The sequence below is a fragment of the Nostoc sp. LPT genome (assembly GCF_017115165.1).
Classification (GTDB): domain Bacteria; phylum Cyanobacteriota; class Cyanobacteriia; order Cyanobacteriales; family Nostocaceae; genus Nostoc.
Genome location: NZ_JABXKF010000117.1, coordinates 13,071 through 35,403, shown reverse-complemented (window position 1 = coordinate 35,403; position 22,333 = coordinate 13,071). Strand labels below are relative to the sequence as shown.

The following is a 22,333-nucleotide window of genomic DNA, read 5'->3' as shown; positions in this document are numbered from 1 at the left end:
GCATGGCTAACAGTACCGTTGAATTCCTTTCTCACCTGAGTAGCTTGAATATTAACCTAGAAACCGATGGCGAGCGCTTGCGCTGTCACGCACCTGAAGGGGTGTTAAATCCAATGCTGCGACAGGAAATAGCTGAGCGCAAAACAGAAATTATTTTTTTATTACAACAGGCAAAGCAGGTTAAAGCTTCTAATAATCACTTGCCTATTCAAAGAGTGCCAAAAGACGGCGAACTACCACTATCTTTTGCTCAACAGCAACTCTGGTTTTTGCAACAGTTGTTACCCGACAATCATCTTAGCAATATGCTACTGGTTCTACGGTTAAGCGGGTCGCTCAATATAGCTGCATTGGAGCAGAGTCTCAGTGAACTGATTCGTCGTCACGAAGTCTTAAGAACCACTTTCCCAACGGTAAACGGAAAACCTTTCCAGAGTATTGCTCCTGCCACTACCTTAACTGTGCCAGTCATAGACAGGCAAGGGTTGTCAGCCCAAGAGCAAACTGATCAAATTCAACAAATAGCGGCTGCTGAAGCATCCAAGCCTTTTGATCTGGTTGTCGGGCCTTTATTACAATTCACCCTACTGCAATTGGGTGAGCAAGAATATATCTTCCTGTTGAAGATACATCACATTATCTATGATGGCTGGTCTTCTAACATCTTCGTCCGTGAGTTATCTCAACTGTATGAAGCTTTCACTCAAGGATTACCCTACCCTCTAGCTGAATTACCCATCCAGTATGCTGACTTTGCGGTTTGGCAGAGACAGTGGTTGCAAGGGGATGTACTGCAAACCAAACTAACTTACTGGCAACAAAAACTGGCAAATGCACCAGCTTTATTGTCGTTACCTACAGACCGATCCAGACCTGCTGTACAAACTTTCCACGGTGCAAGTCAAGAGTTTGCACTCTCACAGAAGCTAAGTGTTGCGCTCATACAATTGAGTCAAAAAGAAAGTGTTACCTTGTTTATGACGCTGTTAGCAGCATTCCAAACATTGCTATGGCGTTATAGTGGGCAGGATGATATTTGCATAGGTACACCGATTGCCAATCGCAACCGTGCAGAAACTGAAGGACTGATTGGTTTTTTTGTCAATAGCCTTGTGTTGCATACCTACTTGGGAGATAATCCCAGTTTTAGGCAGTTACTAGCGCAGGTGCGAGAAGTGTGCTTGGGAGCGTATGCTCATCAAGATTTACCTTTTGAAATGTTAGTGGAAGCATTGCAGCCAGAACGGAATCTTAGCCATCATCCCATTTTCCAAGTGTGGTTTAATCTACTTAACTTGGGGGACAATCAATTAGAACTGTCTGGATTATCTGTAGAACCTATATCAATTCCAACAGCAGAAGCTTCCAAGTTTGACTTAAGCCTATATATTACAGAACGAGAACAAGGAATAAAACTGGAATTAGTCTATAATAATGACCTATTTTCTTCAGAACGAATGGTGGAAATGCTGCAACAATTCCATCATTTGCTGAGTCAGATTATTGCTGCTCCTGATAGTGCGATCGCTTCCTATTCTCTTGTGACACCACAAGCCCAACTTCTGCTGCCAAATCCCAGAACAGTTTTGCCAGAATCAGAATACGAATTAGTCACAACAACGTTTACCTCTTGGGTAAATAGCACCCCAGAACAGTCAGCATTGTGTCAAGAATCTCGCACTTGGAACTATTGGGAATTGGGCAAAATAGCTCAAGCTTTAGCACAGGTGATGTTGAGCCACGGAGTCGAGCGGGGAGATGTCGTAGCCGTGTATGGAACACCAAGCTTGGGGCTGATTGCCAGTATGATCGCCGTCCTCTTGAGTGGAGGAGTGTTACTGACCCTCGATCCCCAACTTCCTAGCGATCGCCAACGGCTGATGCTTCAAGAAGCTAAAGCTACTAACATATTGTACGCTGATAGTCAACCCCCAGAAGACCTGGAGATATGGCAGTCTTTAACTATCATCTGTGTAAATCCAGACACAGGATTGACCATAAATTCTCTCAATAAAAGCAGTCACACAATACCCCTGCCGGAAATATCTGCTGATGATCCAGCCTATATTTTCTTTACTTCTGGTACTACTGGCGTTCCTAAAGGAGTGTTGGGGTGTCACAAAGGGATGGCGCATTTTCTCAACTGGCAAAGACAGACCTTTGGAATTGGGCAACAAGACCGCATTGCCCAACTGACTGGGTTATCCTTTGATGTCGTCCTCAGAGATATCTTCTTACCTTTGACCAGTGGTGCAACCTTGTGTTTGCCAGCAGAAGGAGAGAACTTAGAACCGACAAAAATTCTGTGTTACTTGGAACGTGAGCAGATTTCTGTTCTCCACACAGTACCTTCCTTGGCACAATCATGGTTAGTTAATATACCCTCAGAAGTCTCTCTAAGTAATTTACGCTGGTTATTCTTGGCCGGAGAACCTCTCAAAGACACACTTGTACTGCGGTGGCGGGATGCTTTTCCACAAGCAGGTGAAATTGTCAATCTCTATGGGCCGACAGAGACAACTTTAGCAAAGTGTTATTACCAAGTACCTAGCGAACCCATAGTAGGGGTACAGCCAGTGGGATGGCCGATTCCTGAAACTCAAGCACTAGTCTTTAACCAAAATCACCAACAGTGCGGCATTGGTGAACTGGGTGAGATTGTTTTGCGGACACCATTCCACAGTTTGGGCTACATTAACGCAAAAGAAGAAAAGCGTTCTCGATTTGTCAAAAACCCCTTTCAAAATGACGAAGGAGATTTGCTGTACTATACAGGTGATCGCGGACGCTATCATTTAGATGGCTCTCTAGAAATTCTCGGTCGCCAAGATCATCAAGTCAAGATCCGTGGGATACGCATTGAGCTTGGGGAAATTGAGACAGTATTAGCACAACACCCATCTGTAGATCAGACTGTAGTAATTGCCCGTGAAGATGTTCTTACCGATCAATGCTTAGTGGCTTACGTGATCTTGAATCAGAAGTCAGTAGCCACCATTAGTGAGATCCGAGGCTTTCTCTCCACTAAGCTGCCACAGTACATGATACCTTCAAGTTTTGTATTCTTAGATAGTTTGCCACTAACACCCAACGGTAAGATAGACCGCCGTGCCTTGCCTTCCCCCAATTTAGCTCAGGAACTATCAGACAAATATGTCGCTCCACGTAGCCCAATCGAAGAAATACTAGCACTCATTTGGGCTGATGTCCTCAAACTAGAACAAGTAGGCATACATGATAACTTCTTTGAACTTGGTGGAAACTCACTACTAGCAACTCAGTTGCTCTCCCGCATCCGCAACAGTCTCAGAGTAGAAATCCCTTTGCGTAGCGTTTTTGCAGCCGCGACACTAGCCGAATTAGCGCATCTAATTGGGCAGTTACAGCAACAAAACTTAGAACTTTCTGCACCACCTATTTTACCAAGGGCAAAGAATGCACAACTACCACTGTCATTTGCCCAAACTCGGCTGTGGTTTTTAGACCAGTTAGAGCCAAACAGTGCCTTCTATAATATTCCTATGGCTTTGCGACTCGAAGGAACTCTGCAAGTCCCAGCTTTAGAACAAAGCTTACAAGAAATTATTGCTCGCCACGAAGCCTTACGCACCAACTTCATCATAGTTGAAGGACAACCAACTCAAATCGTTCAAACAGAAACGAATTGGACAGTATCAGTAGTTGACTTGAAACATCTGCCAACAACCGAGCAAGAAATCGCAACACAGCAATTAGGGCAACAACAAGCTATTCAACCCTTTGACCTAGCAAATGAAGCATTAGTCAGAGCAAAATTAGTAGTATTGTCCGAGACAGAACATAGATTGTTTGTATGTATGCATCACATTGTCAGTGATGCTTGGTCAATAGGTGTATTTGTCCAGGAACTAGCAGCCCTTTACAATGCTTATTCTCAAGGTCAGCTTTCACCTTTAGCGCCACTGCCGATTCAGTATGCAGATTTCGCCATCTGGCAAAGACACTGGTTGCAAGGCGAGGTACTGCAAACCCAATTGAGTTACTGGCAAAAACAACTAGCTTCAGCACCCGCTTTGTTGTCTCTACCCACAGACCGACCCCGAAAAGCGGTGCAAACCTTCAATGGGGCATATCAAGAGTTTGTACTCTCACAGAAGCTCACTAGTGGGCTGACACAATTGAGTCAGCAACAAGGAGTTACGTTGTTCATGACGCTGTTGGCAGCGTTTGATACATTACTTTTGCGCTATACAGGTACAGAAGACATTTTGGTGGGGACACCAATTGCGAACCGTAATCGCAGTGAAATAGAAAGGTTAATTGGCTTTTTTGTCAATACTTTAGTTTTGCGTACTGATGTCTCAGGCGATCCCAGTTTCTCAGAATTACTGGTGCGAGTTCGGGAAATGGCTCTCTTCGCCTATGGTCATCAGGATTTGCCGTTTGAAATGCTGGTGGAAGCATTGCAGCCAGAACGGAATTTAAGCCATACACCCCTATTTCAGGTAATGTTTGTCTTGCAAAATACTCCCATGTCTGAAGTAGAGCTTGCTGAGTTAAGTTTCAGTCCATTGATAGTAGAAAGGACAACTGCAAAGTTTGATCTTACCTTAGCAATGGCAAACACATCGACCGGACTATTGGGTGTGTGGGAGTACAATACTGATTTGTTTGATCAGCGCACTATCGAGCGGATGAGTGGGCATTTCCAAACATTGCTTGAAGGAATTGTTGCTAACCCCAAAGAGCGGATTTCACAATTGCCTCTGCTGACAGAAGTTGAGCAACAGCAGTTATTAGTTGACTGGAACAATACCCAGTCCAACTATCCCCAGGATAAATGTATTCATCAGTTGTTTGAGGAGCAGTATTTGAGTACTCCCAATGCTGTGGCAGTGGTATATGAAAATCAACATCTTACATACCGCGAATTAAACTGCCGTGCTAACCAGTTGGCGCACTACCTACAAACTCTGGGTGTAAAACCAGATGTACTAGTCGGTATTTGTGTAGAGCGTTCTTTAGAGATGGTAGTGGGACTATTAGGGATTCTCAAAGCGGGTGGAGCTTATGTGCCACTTGATCCAAACTATCCTACTGAACGCTTGAGCTTTATGTTAGAAGATGCTCAAGTGAGAGTGCTGCTGACTCAACAAAAGCTACTTGATAAACTACCCCAACATCAAGCTCACCTCGTCTATTTGGATAATAACGCTCAGGAGTTTGCTCTAGCCAACGAAATTTATCAAGCCAGTGAGGTCAAACCATCAAACCTAGCCTACGTACTTTATACCTCCGGTTCTACAGGTAGACCAAAGGCAGTAGCCATAGAGCATCACAGTCCAGTTGCTTTGGTGAGTTGGGCGCAAGAGGTTTTTACACCCTTAGAACTTTCTGGTGTCTTAGCTTCTACCTCTATCTGTTTTGACCTTTCGGTTTTTGAATTGTTTGTAACTCTGAGCGTGGGAGGAAAAGTCATTTTAGCTGAAAATGCTTTACATTTATCTACTATTACCAGTGCCAACCAAGTTACTCTAATTAATACAGTTCCTTCGGCGATCGCCCAGTTAATTCAAGAGAATAATTTACCTAAGCAAGTATGTACAGTTAATTTAGCTGGTGAACCTCTGCAAAATCAACTTGTGCAGCAAATTTATCAGGACAGTCAAGTCGAGCGTGTATTCAATCTTTATGGCCCCTCAGAAGACACCACTTACTCTACATTTAGCTTGATAGAAAAAGGCACGACTGACTTACCAACCATCGGTCGCCCAATAGCCAACACGCAAATCTACATCCTTGACCAATATTTACAGCCAGTCCCCGTAGGTATACCAGGAGAATTACACATCGGTGGTGCAGGATTAGCACGAGGCTACCTCAATCGACCAGAGTTAACCAAAGAGAAATTCATCCCCAACCCCTTCAGAAGAGGCAGGGGGGCAGCACTTCGGCTTCGCTCAGTGAGCAGGGAGCAGGGGAGCAGAGGAGCAGAAGAGAAATTGCAGCAGTCTTTCCCCTCTGCCCCCTATCCCCTCTGCCCCTCTGCCTCTTCCGATCGCCTTTATAAAACTGGGGATTTAGCACGTTACTTAAATGATGGTAATATTGAGTACTTAGGACGCATTGACAATCAGGTGAAGGTGCGGGGCTTCCGCATTGAGTTGGGAGAAATAGAAGCAGTACTGAGCCAACATGGGCATGTGCAGGCATCTTGTGCGATCGCCCGTGAAGACATGACCGGGGATAAACGCTTAGTCGCTTACGTGGTGCCGCATCCAGAGGTAACACTGACAACCAGCGAATTGCGACAATTCCTGAAAACAAAGCTGCCTCTTTATATGGTGCCAAATACAATAGTCATCCTGGAAGCCCTACCCCTTACCCCTAACGGCAAGATAGACCGCCGCGCAATGCCTGCACCATCCCAAAGCAGTAACTCGGACAGATTTGTTGCACCACGTAACAATTTAGAACTGCAATTAACGCAAATCTGGTCAAAGATTCTCAAGGTTGACAAGGTGGGAGTACAAGATAACTTTTTTGACCTCGGTGGTCATTCTCTTTTAGCTACTTACTTAATGGCTCGAATTAAGCAACAGCTACTTAAAGATGTTCCTTTAGTAACCCTCTTCCAAAACCCAACTATTGAACAGTTAGCGACTATCCTGCAACAAGATTCGGTTTCTTCTTGTTACTCTCCCTTGGTAGCAATTCAGCCAAACGGTTCCAACTTGCCTTTCTTCAGTCTTCCAGGAGCTGGTGGCTATCCTTTCTACTTCTATAACTTAGCCCGTTATCTAGGCCCAGACCAACCGTTATACAGTTTCCAAGCAAACAATTTGGATGGAGGATTGCAGCCAATCACCCAAGTTGAGGATATAGCTGCCCACTACATTCAAGCAATACAGGCTGTTCAGCCCCAAGGACCGTATTTTTTAGGAGGACATTCTTTTGGAGGTAAAGTAGCTTTTGAAATGGCGCAACAGTTGCTTCATCAGGGGCATCTGGTTGCTTTAGTTGTCATTTTTGATACTAAAGCACCGACTTATCAGAAAAATAAAACAGGTGCTGATTGGGATGATACTAAATGGCTGACTGAGTTTGCCAAAGCACTAGAAATTGTATTTGCAAAGAACTTAGATATTTCTTACGAGACTCTCCAACCTTTGGAACCAAAGGAGCAACTAAAATGCGTTCTACAGCGTTTCCAAATGGTTAATATCTTGCCTCCTGACGTCCAAACCACACAGCTTAATAATTTGGTGCAAGTTTTCAAAGCTAACCATCTAGTTGATTATCTGCCACAACAGGTTTATCCAACCCGAATTACTCTGTTGCGCGCCAGCGAGGCTTCCGTTGAGGAGCCTACCAGTCAGTTTCCTTCTGAAATTTTACAGGATACGGCCTGGGGTTGGAGCAAGTTTTCTTGTGAACCTGTGGATATCCATTTTGTCCCAGGCAACCATATTACGATGATGACTCAACCCCACGTCCAGATTTTAGCCGAACAGTTGAGAGCTTGCATTCAGAAGGCACAGGCAACCACAAGTGATTACAAATTAAATTCCTTACAACTACCTACTTAACGAACTACATATGATTGTTTTAGGTATCAACTCGGTTTATCATGAATCAGCAGCATCTTGTATCATTGATGGTCGAATCGTGTCAGCGGTTGAAGAGGAAAGATTTAATCGCAAAAAACACGGCAAAGCTGCACGCATCGATAATCCTCACATTCTCCCAATCCATTCCATCAATTTTTGTCTAAGAGATGCTAATTTGGATATTGAAGATATCGATTTAATTGCATTCTCTTTTGATCCTAAGCTCCGCGAGAAAAGTTTTGAAATTGACCCAATCAGTCTTCCAGGAGATTGGGGAAGCATAGAAGGGGAAAAAACATTCCTTTTAGGGTTGGAACAAGTCAAACTTTCTTTGATTCAAGCTTTGGGCGATCAAGTAGCAGAAAAACTCATTTGGGTTCCCCATCATCTTGCCCATGCGGCCTCTACGTTTTTCCCTTCTGGATTACAAGAAGCAGCAATTTTAGTCATCGATGGCATTGGCGAAAATGCCTCGTCGATCATGGCCTATGGTAATGGGAACAGGCTCGGTGTATTACATGAAATCCAATATCCTCATTCTTTAGGTTTTTTATGGGAAAAACTGGCTCAATTCCTCGGTTTTTCAGAATACGATGCTTGCAAAGTAATGGGACTAGCAGCTTATGGGCAAAGCGAAACCATGCAAGAAGCATTTTCTCAGTTTGCACGCATAACAGATAAAGACTTTACCTTAGAAAAAGAGGTTCTTCGCTTTCGCGTTGACGAATTTAAACTATTAGAAGCAATACTAGGTAAAAGTAGAAAGAAAAATGAGCCGATAGAACAGCATCACAAAGACATTGCAGCTTCTTTACAAACATTTACTGATCGCGCTGTGCTGCAATTAGTCGAAGACCTTTACCGCCTCTGTCCATCAGAGAATTTGTGCTATTCGGGAGGAGTAGCTCTCAACTGCGTTACTAACTGGTTAATTAAAGAAAAGGGGCCGTTCAAAAATATCTTTGTTCCAACGGCTCCCCATGATGCGGGAACCGCAGTTGGCGCGGCTTTGTACGCTTATCATACGCGATGCAATCAACCAAAAGTTCATACTCCGCAACTCACCCCATATACAGGGCCGGAATTTACAACTGAGGAAATCCTGTTAGCAATTGAAGAATCTGGTTTAACTGCTAGACGCTCAATAGATAGTGCGATGGAAGCAGCTGATATGGTTGCGGATGGTAAGGTCGTTGGCTGGTTTCAAGGTCGGATGGAATTTGGCCCTCGCGCTCTCGGTAATCGTTCTTTGTTAGCCGATCCGCGCTATGCTACTACTCGTGAATTGCTCAACCAAAAGGTAAAGCACCGAGAAGATTTTCGACCTTTTGGCCCTAGCGTTTTAGCTGAAAAAGCCGAAAAATGGTTTGAAATTGGTCGTCAGAGTGAAAGTCTAAAGTATATGCTATTTACTTGTCCTGTACGACCTGAAAAAAGAGAAAAAATTCCTGCTGTTGTTCATATTGATGGAACTGCAAGAGTACAACTAGTAGAAAGAGAACTCAACCCCAGTTACCACCGATTGATTGAAAGATTTGAACAGCTCACAGGGGTTCCTGTAATTCTCAATACATCGTTTAATGATAGTGAGCCGATAGTCTGCTCGCCTAAAGATGCCATCTCAACTTTTAAGCGCACGGCGATTGATGCCTTAATCATGCAAGATTTTGTAATAGAACGCAAAAATTGAACCAATACTTATGATAATTGACAAATTAATCAGCTCAAACTTTCGTAATCAGCGCATCAGCGCCATTTCCTCAAAGCTTACAGGAGAATATACAGTTGCTACCGATTTAGTCAGCTACTCTCACCCAGATCAAGTCTTTCCTTTACATCCTGAGCAGCAGTTCTTTCTCGATGAAATTATAGAGTCAAAGATTGCTGAGGCACGGGTGCTGGAAATCGGTCTTGGATCAGGCGTGTTATCTATTGGCGCGCTCAGAGCAGGAGCAGTTTATGTCACTGCTCTGGAAATCAATCCCCGCGCCAAGAACTATGCTGGCTTTAATATTCTTGCTAACGGTCTAGAAGGCAAGATAGAAATTAGGGATGGTGATGTCAGTGACATTTGGAAACCAGTAAATGGCGATCGCTTTGATTATATAATCTCTAATCCGCCTTTCGAGCCTACGCCACAAGGAATGACCCACTATCTGCATTCTGCTGCTGGTATCTGGGGACTGGATTTTGTGGAAGCGATACTTAAAGAACTTGATGATCATCTGACAGCAGCAGGTCATGGGCAGATTGTTACTTTTGCTCCAGGAAATGCCCAAGAACCATTTATGCTGGTCGATATGGCTCAGAAGTACTTAAAGGGGGAGACAAAAATCAAGGTGAATCCGATTTCAATCAAATTTGGTGAGTTTGTAGACAGATTTGTTGAAAACGAACAGGCGACGGTCGAACAAGTAGAAGAAATCAAAAAAATGGCACAAGATAATGATGTTTCCCACTTGTATCTTTGCGTGCTTCATTACAGTAAGGGTGAGCAAACACTTACTGTTACAGATACAACTCTAGCGTATGAAGCTTGGTTAAATCCTTTGTGAAAGTGAATGCAAATATAGTTCCAGGTTCCGAATGTTGAGTGGAGTTCCTCATTCATTACTTATCACTCATTACTCAATAATAAAAAGTAGTGGAGCTAGTTACAAAAAATTTGATCTTATTTCTAAAATATGCCAACCCAAGTTGTTCAAGCTCAACCAATAACAAATACTTCTTCAGGTTTTACTCAATTTTGGGAGAATGTAAAAGCGATAGCTGGCCCTTACTGGTATCCAATCTCACCAGGAGAAAGAGCATTTTCAGACGTAATTCGCGCATGGGGAATGCTCGTTCTGTTAGTCTTATTAATAATCGCACTTGTAGGTGCAACTGTTTTTAATAGCTTCGTTAATCGTTATTTACTCGATATTATTATTGGAGAGAAAGATTTAGATAAATTTATTAAAACCTTAATCCTTTACGGCGTTGCCCTAATTTTAGTAACGCTCTTGGTAGGATTTTCTAAATTTCTCAGAAAACAAATTGCTCTTGATTGGTACCAATGGTTGAATAATCATATTTTATCAAAATATTTAAGTAATCGAGCCTATTATAAAATCAACTTCAAATCTGATATTGATAATCCCGATCAACGTTTATCTCAAGAAATCGAACCGCTTGCCAGCAATGCTCTCAGTTTTTCAGCTACTTACCTAGAAAAAGTGCTGGAAATGATAGCTTTTTTAATAATTCTTTGGTCAATTTCTCAACAAGTTGCAATTATTTTAATTGCTTATACTGTTGTAGGCAATTTAATTGCTATTTACTTAAGTCAAGAATTAATTAAGATTAACCAAGAAGAACTCGAATCGAAAGCCGATTATAATTATTGTCTAACTCATGTTCGCAATCACGCTGAGTCTATAGCTTTTTTTCAAGGAGAAAACCAAGAATTAAATATTATTAGGCGCAAATTTAGCCATTTAGTAAAAGATGCTCAACGTAAGATAAATTGGGAGAGAAATCAAGACCTTTTTAAGAGAGGATATCAGGCCGCTATCCAAATATTTCCATTTATAGTACTTGGACCGTTAGAGCTAAAAGGCGAAATGGAATTTGGAGAAGTTACTCAAGCAGCTATAGCCTGCAACCTATTTGCTAATGCTCTAGCAGAATTAATCAATGAATTTGGGACTTCCGGAAGATTTTCAAGTTACGCTGAACGTTTAGCCGAGTTTTCAAATGCCTTAGAAGCTGTTACCAAACAACCAGAGAATGTTAGTATTATTAAAACAATAGAAGAAAACCATCTCGCTTTTGAGGATGTCACTTTACAAACGCCCAACTATGAACAGGTGATCGTCGAAGACTTGTCACTGTCTGTTCAACTGGGAGAAGGCTTATTGATTGTTGGCCCCAGTGGTCGAGGTAAAAGTTCACTGCTAAGAGCGATCGCTGGTTTGTGGAATGCGGGGACTGGTCGTCTAGTGCGTCCTCCTCTAGAAGAAGTCTTATTCTTACCCCAACGTCCTTATATAATTCTGGGGACTTTGCGCGAACAGTTGCTCTATCCTAATACAAATCGTAAAATGACAGATGCAGAACTCAAAGAAGTTTTGCAACAAGTTAATCTACAAAACTTGCTAAGTCGAGTCGATGGCTTCGATACAGAAGTTCCTTGGGAAAACATATTATCGCTGGGAGAACAACAACGTCTGGCTTTTGCACGACTCTTAGTTACTCGTCCTAGCTTTACTATATTAGATGAAGCAACCAGTGCTTTAGATTTGAAAAATGAAGGAAATTTATATCAGCAGTTACAATCGACAAAAACAACGTTTATCAGTGTTGGGCATAGGGAAAGCCTATTTGATTATCATCAATGGGTTTTAGAACTTTCACAAGATTCCAGTTGGCAACTTATAACGGTACAGGATTATCGAAAGCAAAAAACAAGTATTACTAAACCTGCCACAAACACTCAAATCAAAATCAATAATTCTTATGTAGATAAATCCCAACTTGAATCAGAAAATACCACAAGTGAAGGGTTATCTCATAAAGAAATGAATGCATTAACGTACTATTCCCTTAGCACTATTAGAAGCAAGGCAAGCAAAGGAGAACCTATCACTACTAATGACGGCTTGATCTATCGCTATGACAAAGACCCTAAAGTTTTGAAATGGGTTATAGCTTAACCCTCACTCATGCTTTTTGAAACTGCAAATTACGAATTATTTTTATTTGGAGATAAAAATGTTGTGACAAACATAATAGATACACAAATAGTTTTGACATTTAATGGTCAAGATGATTATATAGATTTTGGCAAAAACGATCTTGGTGGTGTTTTTGCTCAGGGAAGTTCAGCCTTTACGATTTCTGGATGGGTGAACCCTCATCAGCTAACGAATCAAGCCACTACTTATGGGACGCGAAATGTTTTTTTTGCCCATTCTTCAGATCGATATAGTGATAATTTTGAGTTTGGCATCAGTGAATTAGGTAACCTAGATGTATACATTGACGAGAATGTTGAGAAGCTTATCAAAACGTTTGGTAATGGAGAATTAAGTGTCGGACAATGGCACTTTTTTGCCATTATTTTTAATAAAGGTCAACTGAGCATATATCTTGATGAGTATGAGTATTTTGGCTATTTTACAGGTGACTCTTTAAACAAAGCAACTAGTCCTGTGACTCTGGGCGGGACTTTACACAACAACATATATTTCACAGGCCAATTAGCTAACATTAGCGTCTGGAATTACCCTTGTCCCCCAGTGGAAATTCAGAGGCATCGCTATGGGCCTTTAATTGGTAATGAACAAGGATTAGTCGCTTACTGGACATTAAACGAAGGACAAGGGACAAGTGTAAAAGACCAGACTGGGAATGGCCATGATGGAAAATTGCGTGGCAATCCCAGTTGGGATGTAGTAAAACTTCCATTTGGAATTACACAATCATCGAATGATAGCGAGGTACAAGATCGGACAGCAAGTAGTTCCGAAGAAGAAAAGCCTGCGGAAGCTGTGATGCTGGACGAGGAAAGCCAGTTGATTGCTGAGGTTCTCTCCGTTGAAGTAATTGCGATCGCCCAAGCCGACTTGCAGCAAGTACCCGTTGAGATTCCTCCAATTATAGAAACTGTAGCCCTAGCCCCAGTTGTGACTCTAAATCCCAAGGAAAAGAAAGGGACAAAGAGGCAAAGCGAAAAATCTGCCAACATTCAAACTACCCAGCCAAAGGATGAGAAAGCCGAAACAGCCCAAACCACAGAAAGCGAAGTTCCAGCCAATATTCAACAGCAGGAACAACCACAAACATCAACTCAGGAGCGATCGCCAAAAACTATGAATACAAAAGCCAATCCCAAATATAACATCCTTGCTATTGATGGAGGCGGAATTCGAGGCATTATCCCCACAATGATCCTGGCAGAAATTGAAAAGCGGACACAAAAGCCGATTTTTAGTTTGTTCGATCTAATTTCTGGCACTTCTAGCGGAGGAATTCTGGCACTTGGATTAACTAAACCCCGATTAGGTTTAGAGACAACTGATAGCTCACCGGTCGCCCAATATAGCGCTGAGGATCTCCTGCAAATATTTCTGGAGTATGGGGCGGAAATGTTTTACGAGCCATTCTTTGAAAAAGTACTCGGTCAGATAGAGGATATATTCATCCAGCCAAAATATTCTTCTGAAGGGAGAGAGGAAATTTTAAGACAATATTTTGGTGATGCTCCTTTAAAAAATAATCTTAAAGAAGTTTTTGTAACTAGCTACGATATCGAGCAGCGCATTCCGATATTCTTTACAAACAAATTAGAAAAGCAACAAACAGAATCAAAAAAGTTCCGCAAGTTATCTGGAGGTTTTACACTCCTAGATGCAGCATTGGCAACTAGTGCGACTCCGACTTATTTTGCGCCCCATAGCATTCCTACTTCCCATAATACCAACGGCTTTTATACTTTAGTTGATGGCGGATTAGTCGCCAATAATCCAGCTAATTTAGCGATTGTGGAAGCGCAAATTACTAGTAAACGAGAGAAAAAAGAAGCCCTCAATACGGAGGATATATTGGTAGTTTCTTTAGGTACAGGCTCTCTGACGAGCGTTTACCGTTATGACGAAGTTAAAAAGTGGGGACTATTACAATGGGGAAGACCACTATTAAATATTGTGTTTGACGGTGGTAGTGAAGTGGTAGCAGGAGAATTAGAACGGTTGTTTGAACCTATAAGTAAAGAAACCACTAGTTATTACTATCGGTTTCAAACATTCTTAAATGGTGAACTAGAAGAAATAGATAATGCCAAACCGGAAAATACTCGTCAGCTACAAGCTATAGCCCATCGACTTATTGCTGAAACAAACCAGCAAATCGATGAACTATGTAGTCTTTTGTTAGGCTAAATTAGATTTTTGATTGCTGCAAAAAAGGAAATTACTCATCACTTACTGAGTAATTGTTTAACCTAGAAGATAAAGATTGTAGGAAAATACAATGGACGAAATCGTTAAAAAAATCGCTGGTCTAGGTCTTCCTGGCATACTTCTGGTAATTGCAACGGCTGCATCAGGAGGTAGTACCGCCGCCGTCGTCGCCCTGATCACAGGTTTAGGAGGACCGTTAGGCTTCTTAGGAGGTTTAGGCGTACTTGGTCTAATAGCTACTGTGGGGGACGTGATAGCGGGAGCTGGAATTGAAAATATTCTCAAGCTGATCTATACAGAACGGAGCAAAACGGAATCTGTGAGAGTTTTACTCAAAGAAATTAAAGATTTACCGATTACAGATGAGTTAAAACTTAAACTGAAAAATCATCTGAGTCCAGAAGTTATTCCTGAGCCTCAAGGTGTTGAAGTGCCCAAAACAATTGAAATTGTTGAAGAAGAATAATTTCATGGTTACATCCAGTGATATTCTATGTCGAGTGCAATAAATTAAGCGATCGCTTGACTAACTTCGGTCTGAATACGTAGAGGCACACAGCTAGCTGTGCGCCCCTACTCGAAGTTCCCTACCCTGTACCCTTCTGGGGAAGCAAGCTTAGCGTCTTTGCAGGAGAAGGGGTTCGTTGAAATAGGTGAGAAGTTTAGCCGCTACTCTTGTGAGAATCAGTATGATGCTAACTAAAAAGCAAAGACAAATAATTACTTATGAATCTATTTCAATTTATGAAATCACTTATAAATTACCTATTATAAATAATTTAAAATTAAAAAAAGTTAAAAAAAAAATTCAAGAATGTCAAGTATTAATTAAACAAGGTACTAAGTATCATTCTTACTTTTGGGGAATAATTAAACCCAAACAGGAAAATAGTCAAAAAGAAATTTTTGCCAAAACCAAATTATTAATTAAAGATTATACTCAACTAATTGATTGTTTAGAAAATTATAAAGATAGTTATCAAGATTTTTTATCAAAATTTACTGATGATTGGAAATGCTTGTTTACTCAAAAATATCTAGAAATCAAAAACATAAATGTAGATAGAAATAAACTAGAAATCAAAAACCAGAATAATCCTCAACTTACTGAGAAACTAAAATGGGAAAAACAAGAAAATCTCAAATCAGTTTTACTTTTGAGCAATACTAATTTTTTAATGTTAGAAAAAGTAAAATTGCTGACTGAAGGAATTAAAAACTTAGGAGAAGATACCAAAAATCAAAAGCGAACTATTCAGCAAATAGCTAAAAATTTAGAGGGAGATCAAGAATTTTATGAATATCAAATAAAAGCCCAAAAAATTCGTCAAGAAATAGCAAAAATAGCCGAGACAGCAATCAAGTTTGAAAATTATTTACAAGATAATTTTAGTCCATTTCAATCCTTAATAGACGAAGTAGTAAAAGTAGATGCAAACTTTTACGCAACTGTAGGAGAAATTAAGAATTTAGCAAATAGTAATTTAAATTTTCAACCGAATTTATTAAGAATACAAGATACTGATACAATTTCTGAAAATATTCTCAATTTATTAGTAGCAAGCTACGAAAAAAAAGATAGATTAAAAGATGCTTTGGTTGAGTCTAAATTATTAAATGGGCAAGCTAATAACTTTGAGTTAAGTGATGATGGTATAGCTTTAGAACAAACTATTTACTTAATATCTAATTATATCTCTACTCAACTTGTCGCTCAAAGAAAAGTGCTAGGGATATTAGAGACAGATTTTTTATCTATAAATTCTGCACTCTCTATTGAAAAAAGAGAATTAGTAGAACCAACTAATAATGATATTAACTCTGTTAAAGAATTTAAAATTAGTAAAAATATTGATTATAATCAACTGCAAACTCTCCTTGCACAAGACAAGTGGAAAGAAGCTGACATTGAAACGGCTAGATTAATGCTACACGTCATGGGAAAGAATTATTGGAATGAAGTTTATAAGGAAGATATTCTTAACTTTTCTTGTAAAGCTTTTTACAGTATTGACCAACTTTGGCAACAATACAGTCATGGTTATTTCGGCTTCAGTGTACAGCAAAGCATTTGGAACGAAATCGGCGCTCAAGTAGATTATGAAACAGAAAAGAGACTTGGCGATCGCCTGGGTTGGCGAAAAGAGGGAAACTGGTTAAACTACGACCAACTAACTTTTAAATTATCCCCGACGATACCAATGGGACACCTACCAGTCAAATGGTTACATTATGACCAAGATATTTTTGAGCTATCTCCAGATTCATCTGCGGAACCCCTTTCAATGGGAGCATGGCGAGTGGGGTCATGGTTAGTTTGGCAGATGCACTTATTCTTTTCTCGTGCAAAAATTTGTCACTGAACTTTTTCATATCTTAATCACATATTTGTTAATAACTATGAACTGGACTTTAGACTAAAGATGAGCGATCGGTACATTATAGCTAATACTTCTTTCATTGTAGTAATCTAATCAATTTAAAAATTAAACATGAATAACAGTAGGCATTCTGATATAGAAATAGAAATTTTACTTTTAGGAAAATGGCGTTTTAATACTTCTTCGGAAAAAATCACTATTGAATTTAAAGATGATATGACTTATGAGCAAACTAGGATTCAAATACTTCTTTTATCTAAACCTAAAGAACTTATAACAGGTAATAAATTTACTGGAGTATGGTACGTAAGCAAAAAAAAATTATATTTAAATGTTAAAACTATGCCAAAATCTTTTTTTAATTTAAAAGTCCCACTATTTCTTCAGATTCATATTGCAGATATAGTAGCTACTATAGGTTCAATTTTTATAACAGAAAACTATGAAGTTATTAGAATTAATAGTTCTAAATTTATCATAAAAGATAAAGAGCAATCAATTATTGGGACGAAAGTAAATAATACTAGGAAGTACTAAAGAATGGGGTGTGAGTATCAACGGATGCTGTTGGCGAAATATTTCTTTACATTTGAAAACCCTACAAATGCTAAAGCGAGCAGAGGAATAAGGAAAATGGGATGATTTCCTTCCAAAACCTGCCGAATCTGTAATTTCAGACACTTATGTGTCAAGTCAAAAAGTGAAAGTGAGCCAAGAAAATTAAGATTCCGTCTACAAGAAGAACACCAGATCCTTCAAACTATCCGTAAACAGCAGGATACTGATGAGTGGAAAGAACGTTATAACACCCGTGCTGGTGTTGAAGGAACTTTATCACAAGCAATAAATGCTTTCGGTTTACGGCAAGCACGTTACCGCAGTCTACCAAAAGTCCGGTTACAAGGGGTAAAAGTAGCGAAGAGAGAATTTGCCGCCACGTAATGGCTGAAAAGCATATCTAGAAGGCATTTCATAAAAAAAAGCTAATTTACTTACCAAAACTGTTATTGGAGATATCAGTAAATTATTTAAATTCTTGTAACCTTTGATTAACTTCATTAATGTCGAAGGTATCTGGACTAAAGCCTTCTCCTCTGGAAGCACAGCCAGAACCACTCAATATCTTGCAACTTAAACGTGAGATAGAAAGGCGCTGGCCCCTGACCAGTTTGCTGGATATGTTGAAAGAAGCTGACCTGCGGATTGGTTTTACTAATCATTTCAAGAATACGGGTGTGCGTTCTAACCTAGACCGAGAAACCCTACAACGACGATTGTTGTTGTGTTTGTATGGATTGGGTAGTAATACTGGACTTAAGCGTATGTGCGGAGGAATTAACAGTGACTTAGAGTATGATCTGCGTTATGTCAAAAAGCACTACATTCACCGAGAACACTTGCGTAATGCTATCGCAGAAGTTGTAAATGCTACTTTCAATGTTCGTAAGGTAGCAATTTGGGGAGAAGGTACGACAGCGTGTGCTAGTGATTCCAAAAAGTTTGGCTCGTGGGATCAAAATTTGATGACAGAATGGCACATCCGTTACGGAGGTCGGGGAGTGATGATCTATTGGCACGTTGAGAAAAAATCTGCCTGCATCTACTCTCAACTTAAGACATGTTCTTCTTCGGAGGTGGCAGCAATGATTGAGGGTCTCTTACGTCATTGCACTGATATGAAGGTAAAGAAAAACTATGTAGACACCCACGGTCAAAATGAAATTGCCTTTGGCTTCTGCCGTTTACTGGGCTTTGAGTTGATGCCTCGGATCAAGCGCATCGGCTCCCAAAAGTTATATCTACCCAGTGCTGGACAAAAACAAGATTTTCCTAATTTACAACTTGTACTGACTAAAGCGATTGATTGGGAACTGATTCGCCAGCAGTATGACCAGATGATTAAATATACTACTGCTTTACGTTTAGGAACGGCGGAAGCAGACACGATTTTGAAACGTTTTAGCCGTTCTTCTCCTCAACATCCGACACAAAAAGCACTTTCTGAGCTAGGTAGAGCGGTTAAAACTATCTTTCTCTGTCACTACCTCAACTCTGAAGCATTACGGCGTGAGATTAATGAAGGGCTGAATGTGGTGGAAAACTGGAATAGTGCTAATGGTTTTATTTTTTACGGCAAAAACAGTGAAATTGCTACTAACCGCCTGGATGAACAAGAATTATCGGTTTTGTGCCTGCACCTGCTGCAAATCAGCCTTGTTTACATCAATACCCTAATGATTCAAAGGGTTTTGGCAGAAGCCACTTGGATGAAGCAGATGAGAAAAGAAGATTTCCGCGCATTATCACCGTTGATTTGGTTACATGTTAACCCTTACGGCACTTTTCGACTGGATATGAACGAGCGATTACAAATTGATGCTGCTAATGCTTTATTTTTTTCTGAAACCTAATCTGGGTAAGATTTTCAGCCGTCACGTGGCGGCAAATTAGCTCTTCGCTACTTTTACCCCATCTTCAAAAAGAAAATTCCGCACACGGCATCACCGTGGTCGGGTAGCAGGACTATATCGCTATAATCCCGCCCCCTCAGAACCGGACTTGCGCCTTGCAACGCATCCGGCTCAAGCAAGTCATAAACTACAAATTGTTCCAGAATGTATTTGCTGATGGCAGTACAGATGTACAAGTTGTAGGTTGCCGTAATTGTCACCACCACGCTGAGATTTTGGCTTTTTATGATGAAGATGTAACTCCTCATCATTTAATAAAGATTCCCCGCATACAGGACAGACATATTGTTGCCTTTGGGCTATCTTCTGCCTACTTTTAATTAATTCGGATTTAGTTTTAGCTTCTTGCCGTTTAATCCAGTAGTCCCTTAATTTGGGGTCATCGGGTGATGATTTACCTTTAACAAGAATGTGCCTTTCAATCTTGAACCAAGCAAATTTCAACATATAGGCTCCGGTTTGTTTATTACCAAAAACCCATCGGTCAAATGGTCTATCAAGATTTAGATTTCCCCAGTATTTAGCCTTACGCCAGCTATCGGATTTATTTCGATGAGTGCGTTTAGCATACATTTTCTGTTTCTCATATAACCAGTGGTCAAGAGAATTGAAAATTTTTGAGGATACTCCAACTCGCAAGTAATTCGCTTGTCCCCGAATAATCGGATTGAGCTTTTTAATGACTGCATCTGCTGACTTACCTTTACAGTTAAGCCATTCAAAACGCAGTTTACTCCGAATATTTAGCACAGACTTTTTACTAGGTTTGATTAACAGCTTCCATCCAGTTTTAGTAGTTTGGTCTTTGTAGTGCCTAATATTGAAACCCAAAAAGTCAAACCCTTCTGTGAGATGCGATATTTTGGTTTTCTCCTGAGAGAGGGTAAGCCCTCTAGCTTGCATCCAGTTATTCAGGATTTGAAGAACAGTTTTTGTATCTTCAAGTGTTTCACAGAACACCACAAAATCATCGGCGAACCTCACCAAAGCTCTAGATGCACGGAGTTCTCCGTCTTTATTATATTTAACTCCCAAGGCAGATTCCATACCGTGCAAAGCTATATTTGCTAACAACGGACTGACAACAGACCCTTGCGGTGTACCAGCATCTGTTGGATGCCATGAACCTGCTTCCATATATCCTGCTAGTAGCCACTGTTTAATTAATTCACGGGCTGGAAAGCCTGTTAAAAGCTCTAACAGAAAATTATGTGAGATGTTGTCAAAACACCCTTGAATGTCTGCATCTACGACCCATTTCTTCCGTTTATTCGGTCGGGCTAAGTTATAGATACTGGCAATAGCATCATGGGGGCTACGTCCTGGACGAAAGCCGTAACTAGACCTTTCAAAAATTGTTTCCCATTCGGGTTCTAAGGCATTTTTAACCATTGCCTGGATGGCACGGTCTTGTATTACTGGAATTCCTAAAGGTCGTTTCTTCCCATTAGCTTTTGGGATGTAAATTCGTCGTGCTGGTGATGATTTCCAGGGAGAGTAATCAGTTAATTTATCTACTAACTGACCCCTGGCTGTAGCAGTTTTGACTACTACTTTATCTATTCCTGGTGTGTTTCGACCTCTGTTATACTGCGTCACTTTTCTAACGCTAACTAGGCGATTAGAATAGCTGCGTAGCATCAGTTTCTGGAGAGAGCGTACCTTTTTCAGTTTGCCCTCAGTTTTTGCCCTAAAGATTCGCTGTCTCAAATTCCGAACAATCCGATTGGCTTTGCGCCAGTTGACACAATTCCAATTAGTCTGTCCCTTGGTTCGGTTTACAGTTGCCTGCATCTAACTTACACCTCGGTTTGAAATCATTACAACGGATATTGGTTGACTCACCTGCTTCCCGTCAGCACCCTTTCAGGTTGGACATCTGCCCTATCCACCGGGTTATGGATTCCCCTTGCCTTTCGGCTGGTGGCATTCGCTTTTGGAAGCATCCTTGACCCACTGAAGAATTCAGCTTTCCTTACGGATTGCTTACTGGGTAAATCCCAGACTTCATTGGGGTTACTACGTTACGCACGGATGAGATGTAATTGGGTAGGGTGTCCTCTCTACACCGGAGTGTTTGGTGTCCCAGTTCAACTTGCATTGAGGGGTTGAACCTTGACTGAGTAATTTCGGGGTATTCAGTACATTCACTCGTATCACCGTGTCAGCCTTTTCGATGACCTTTTCTTACGATGCCTCAATAAGGATTCATTTACATTCACCCATCCAATCTTTCCTTTGCCCGGTTACATTTTTAGGCTAAATGCTTCCTTGGGCTTTACTTTCCGCTTCACACACCGCCGTTACCAGTGGTGCATGGGAAGGTTAGGAACAGTCTTGGACACCAGACTGGAGGAATCGGTTCCTCGCTCATCTTTTGGAAGCTTTATATATAGGGGCTTCCAGCCCTTCGTGCGCCATCGGATACCGTTGGCGAATTCCCTAAGCAGCTAAACTGAACCGATTAGTTCAGCAATGAAACGATTGAGAACCTTTTGAGCAGTTTTATACTCAGTAGCAAGATTCCCTAACTTCAGTTGGGACAAAATGCGATCGCGTAAAATTTCAAGTTCTGAAGTAAGTGGCAAACCAACAGGCTGTTTTGCGCTTGCGGTATTAGATATCTGATGTAACTCGCTCTGCCGTGTAATACTTGGTTGAGTGGCGGCTAACAAATCTGAGTCTTTCCGTGTAATACAAGGGTGATCGTTATGCCTAACAATGTGTTCTAAATAATCAGCACGGGTTAAGCCTAAGCATTCCGAGGCAATACCAAGAGCCTTCCAAGTATCATCTGTTAATCGCAAAGAACGTACTTCACGATAATCATCATTCTTGAGCGCAAACTTTCCCTGAATATCCCGTTTCAACATAAAAGCGATCGTGTATTACATCGTAAGTTTAGCCTGGAATGACCATGCCTTGCCGTGTATTACACGGTAAGGCAGCCA

Annotated in this window: 10 protein-coding genes and 2 pseudogenes; 10 read left to right on the top strand and 2 right to left on the bottom strand. The window is 40.8% G+C overall.

Annotated elements, in window-relative coordinates; all coding sequences use genetic code 11:
• The first annotated feature begins 2 nt into the window (after window positions 1-2).
• The 10 genes and pseudogenes from HWQ58_RS22150 to HWQ58_RS22105 form a co-directional block, all read left to right on the top strand.
• Window positions 3-7,568 carry a non-ribosomal peptide synthetase gene (locus HWQ58_RS22150; RefSeq protein ID WP_292867175.1) on the top strand — a complete coding sequence of 2,522 codons (7,566 nt, stop codon included), beginning with the start codon at window positions 3-5 and terminating at the stop codon, window positions 7,566-7,568.
• Window positions 7,569-7,578: 10 nt separating this feature from the next.
• A complete protein-coding gene (locus HWQ58_RS22145) occupies window positions 7,579-9,279 on the top strand; it encodes a carbamoyltransferase C-terminal domain-containing protein (protein ID WP_292867173.1) in 1,701 nt (566 codons plus the stop codon).
• Between the two features lie 10 nt (window positions 9,280-9,289).
• Window positions 9,290-10,144 carry a methyltransferase gene (locus HWQ58_RS22140; RefSeq protein ID WP_292867172.1) on the top strand — a complete coding sequence of 285 codons (855 nt, stop codon included), beginning with the start codon at window positions 9,290-9,292 and terminating at the stop codon, window positions 10,142-10,144.
• Window positions 10,145-10,273: 129 nt separating this feature from the next.
• The gene (locus tag HWQ58_RS22135; RefSeq protein ID WP_292867171.1) at window positions 10,274-12,283 is read left to right on the top strand and encodes an ATP-binding cassette domain-containing protein; all 2,010 of its coding nucleotides are present in this window, start codon (window positions 10,274-10,276) and stop codon (window positions 12,281-12,283) included.
• A 63-nt stretch (window positions 12,284-12,346) separates the two neighbouring features.
• Window positions 12,347-14,509, top strand: coding sequence for a patatin-like phospholipase family protein (locus tag HWQ58_RS22130; protein WP_292867170.1), 2,163 nt, complete (start codon window positions 12,347-12,349; stop codon window positions 14,507-14,509).
• Between the two features lie 91 nt (window positions 14,510-14,600).
• Window positions 14,601-14,996, top strand: a complete 396-nt coding sequence (locus tag HWQ58_RS22125; RefSeq protein WP_292867168.1) for a hypothetical protein — start codon at window positions 14,601-14,603, stop codon at window positions 14,994-14,996.
• A 223-nt stretch (window positions 14,997-15,219) separates the two neighbouring features.
• Window positions 15,220-16,893 carry a GUN4 domain-containing protein gene (locus HWQ58_RS22120; RefSeq protein ID WP_366838414.1) on the top strand — a complete coding sequence of 558 codons (1,674 nt, stop codon included), beginning with the start codon at window positions 15,220-15,222 and terminating at the stop codon, window positions 16,891-16,893.
• Window positions 16,894-17,022: 129 nt separating this feature from the next.
• The gene (locus HWQ58_RS22115) at window positions 17,023-17,448 is read left to right on the top strand and encodes a hypothetical protein (RefSeq protein ID WP_292867166.1); all 426 of its coding nucleotides are present in this window, start codon (window positions 17,023-17,025) and stop codon (window positions 17,446-17,448) included.
• 117 nt (window positions 17,449-17,565) lie between these two features.
• A pseudogene (locus HWQ58_RS22110) lies at window positions 17,566-17,853 on the top strand (transposase); the annotation flags it as partial.
• A gap of 116 nt (window positions 17,854-17,969) precedes the next feature.
• A pseudogene (locus HWQ58_RS22105) lies at window positions 17,970-19,322 on the top strand (Tn3 family transposase); the annotation flags it as partial.
• A 180-nt stretch (window positions 19,323-19,502) separates the two neighbouring features.
• On the opposite strand, the gene ltrA reads toward HWQ58_RS22105, so the two are convergent.
• Both ltrA and HWQ58_RS22095 read right to left on the bottom strand, forming a co-directional pair.
• The gene (gene ltrA, locus HWQ58_RS22100; RefSeq protein ID WP_292867164.1) at window positions 19,503-21,176 is read right to left on the bottom strand and encodes a group II intron reverse transcriptase/maturase; all 1,674 of its coding nucleotides are present in this window, start codon (window positions 21,174-21,176) and stop codon (window positions 19,503-19,505) included.
• A 656-nt stretch (window positions 21,177-21,832) separates the two neighbouring features.
• Window positions 21,833-22,255, bottom strand: coding sequence for a hypothetical protein (locus HWQ58_RS22095; RefSeq protein WP_292867162.1), 423 nt, complete (start codon window positions 22,253-22,255; stop codon window positions 21,833-21,835).
• Between the last annotated feature and the right edge of the window lie 78 nt (window positions 22,256-22,333).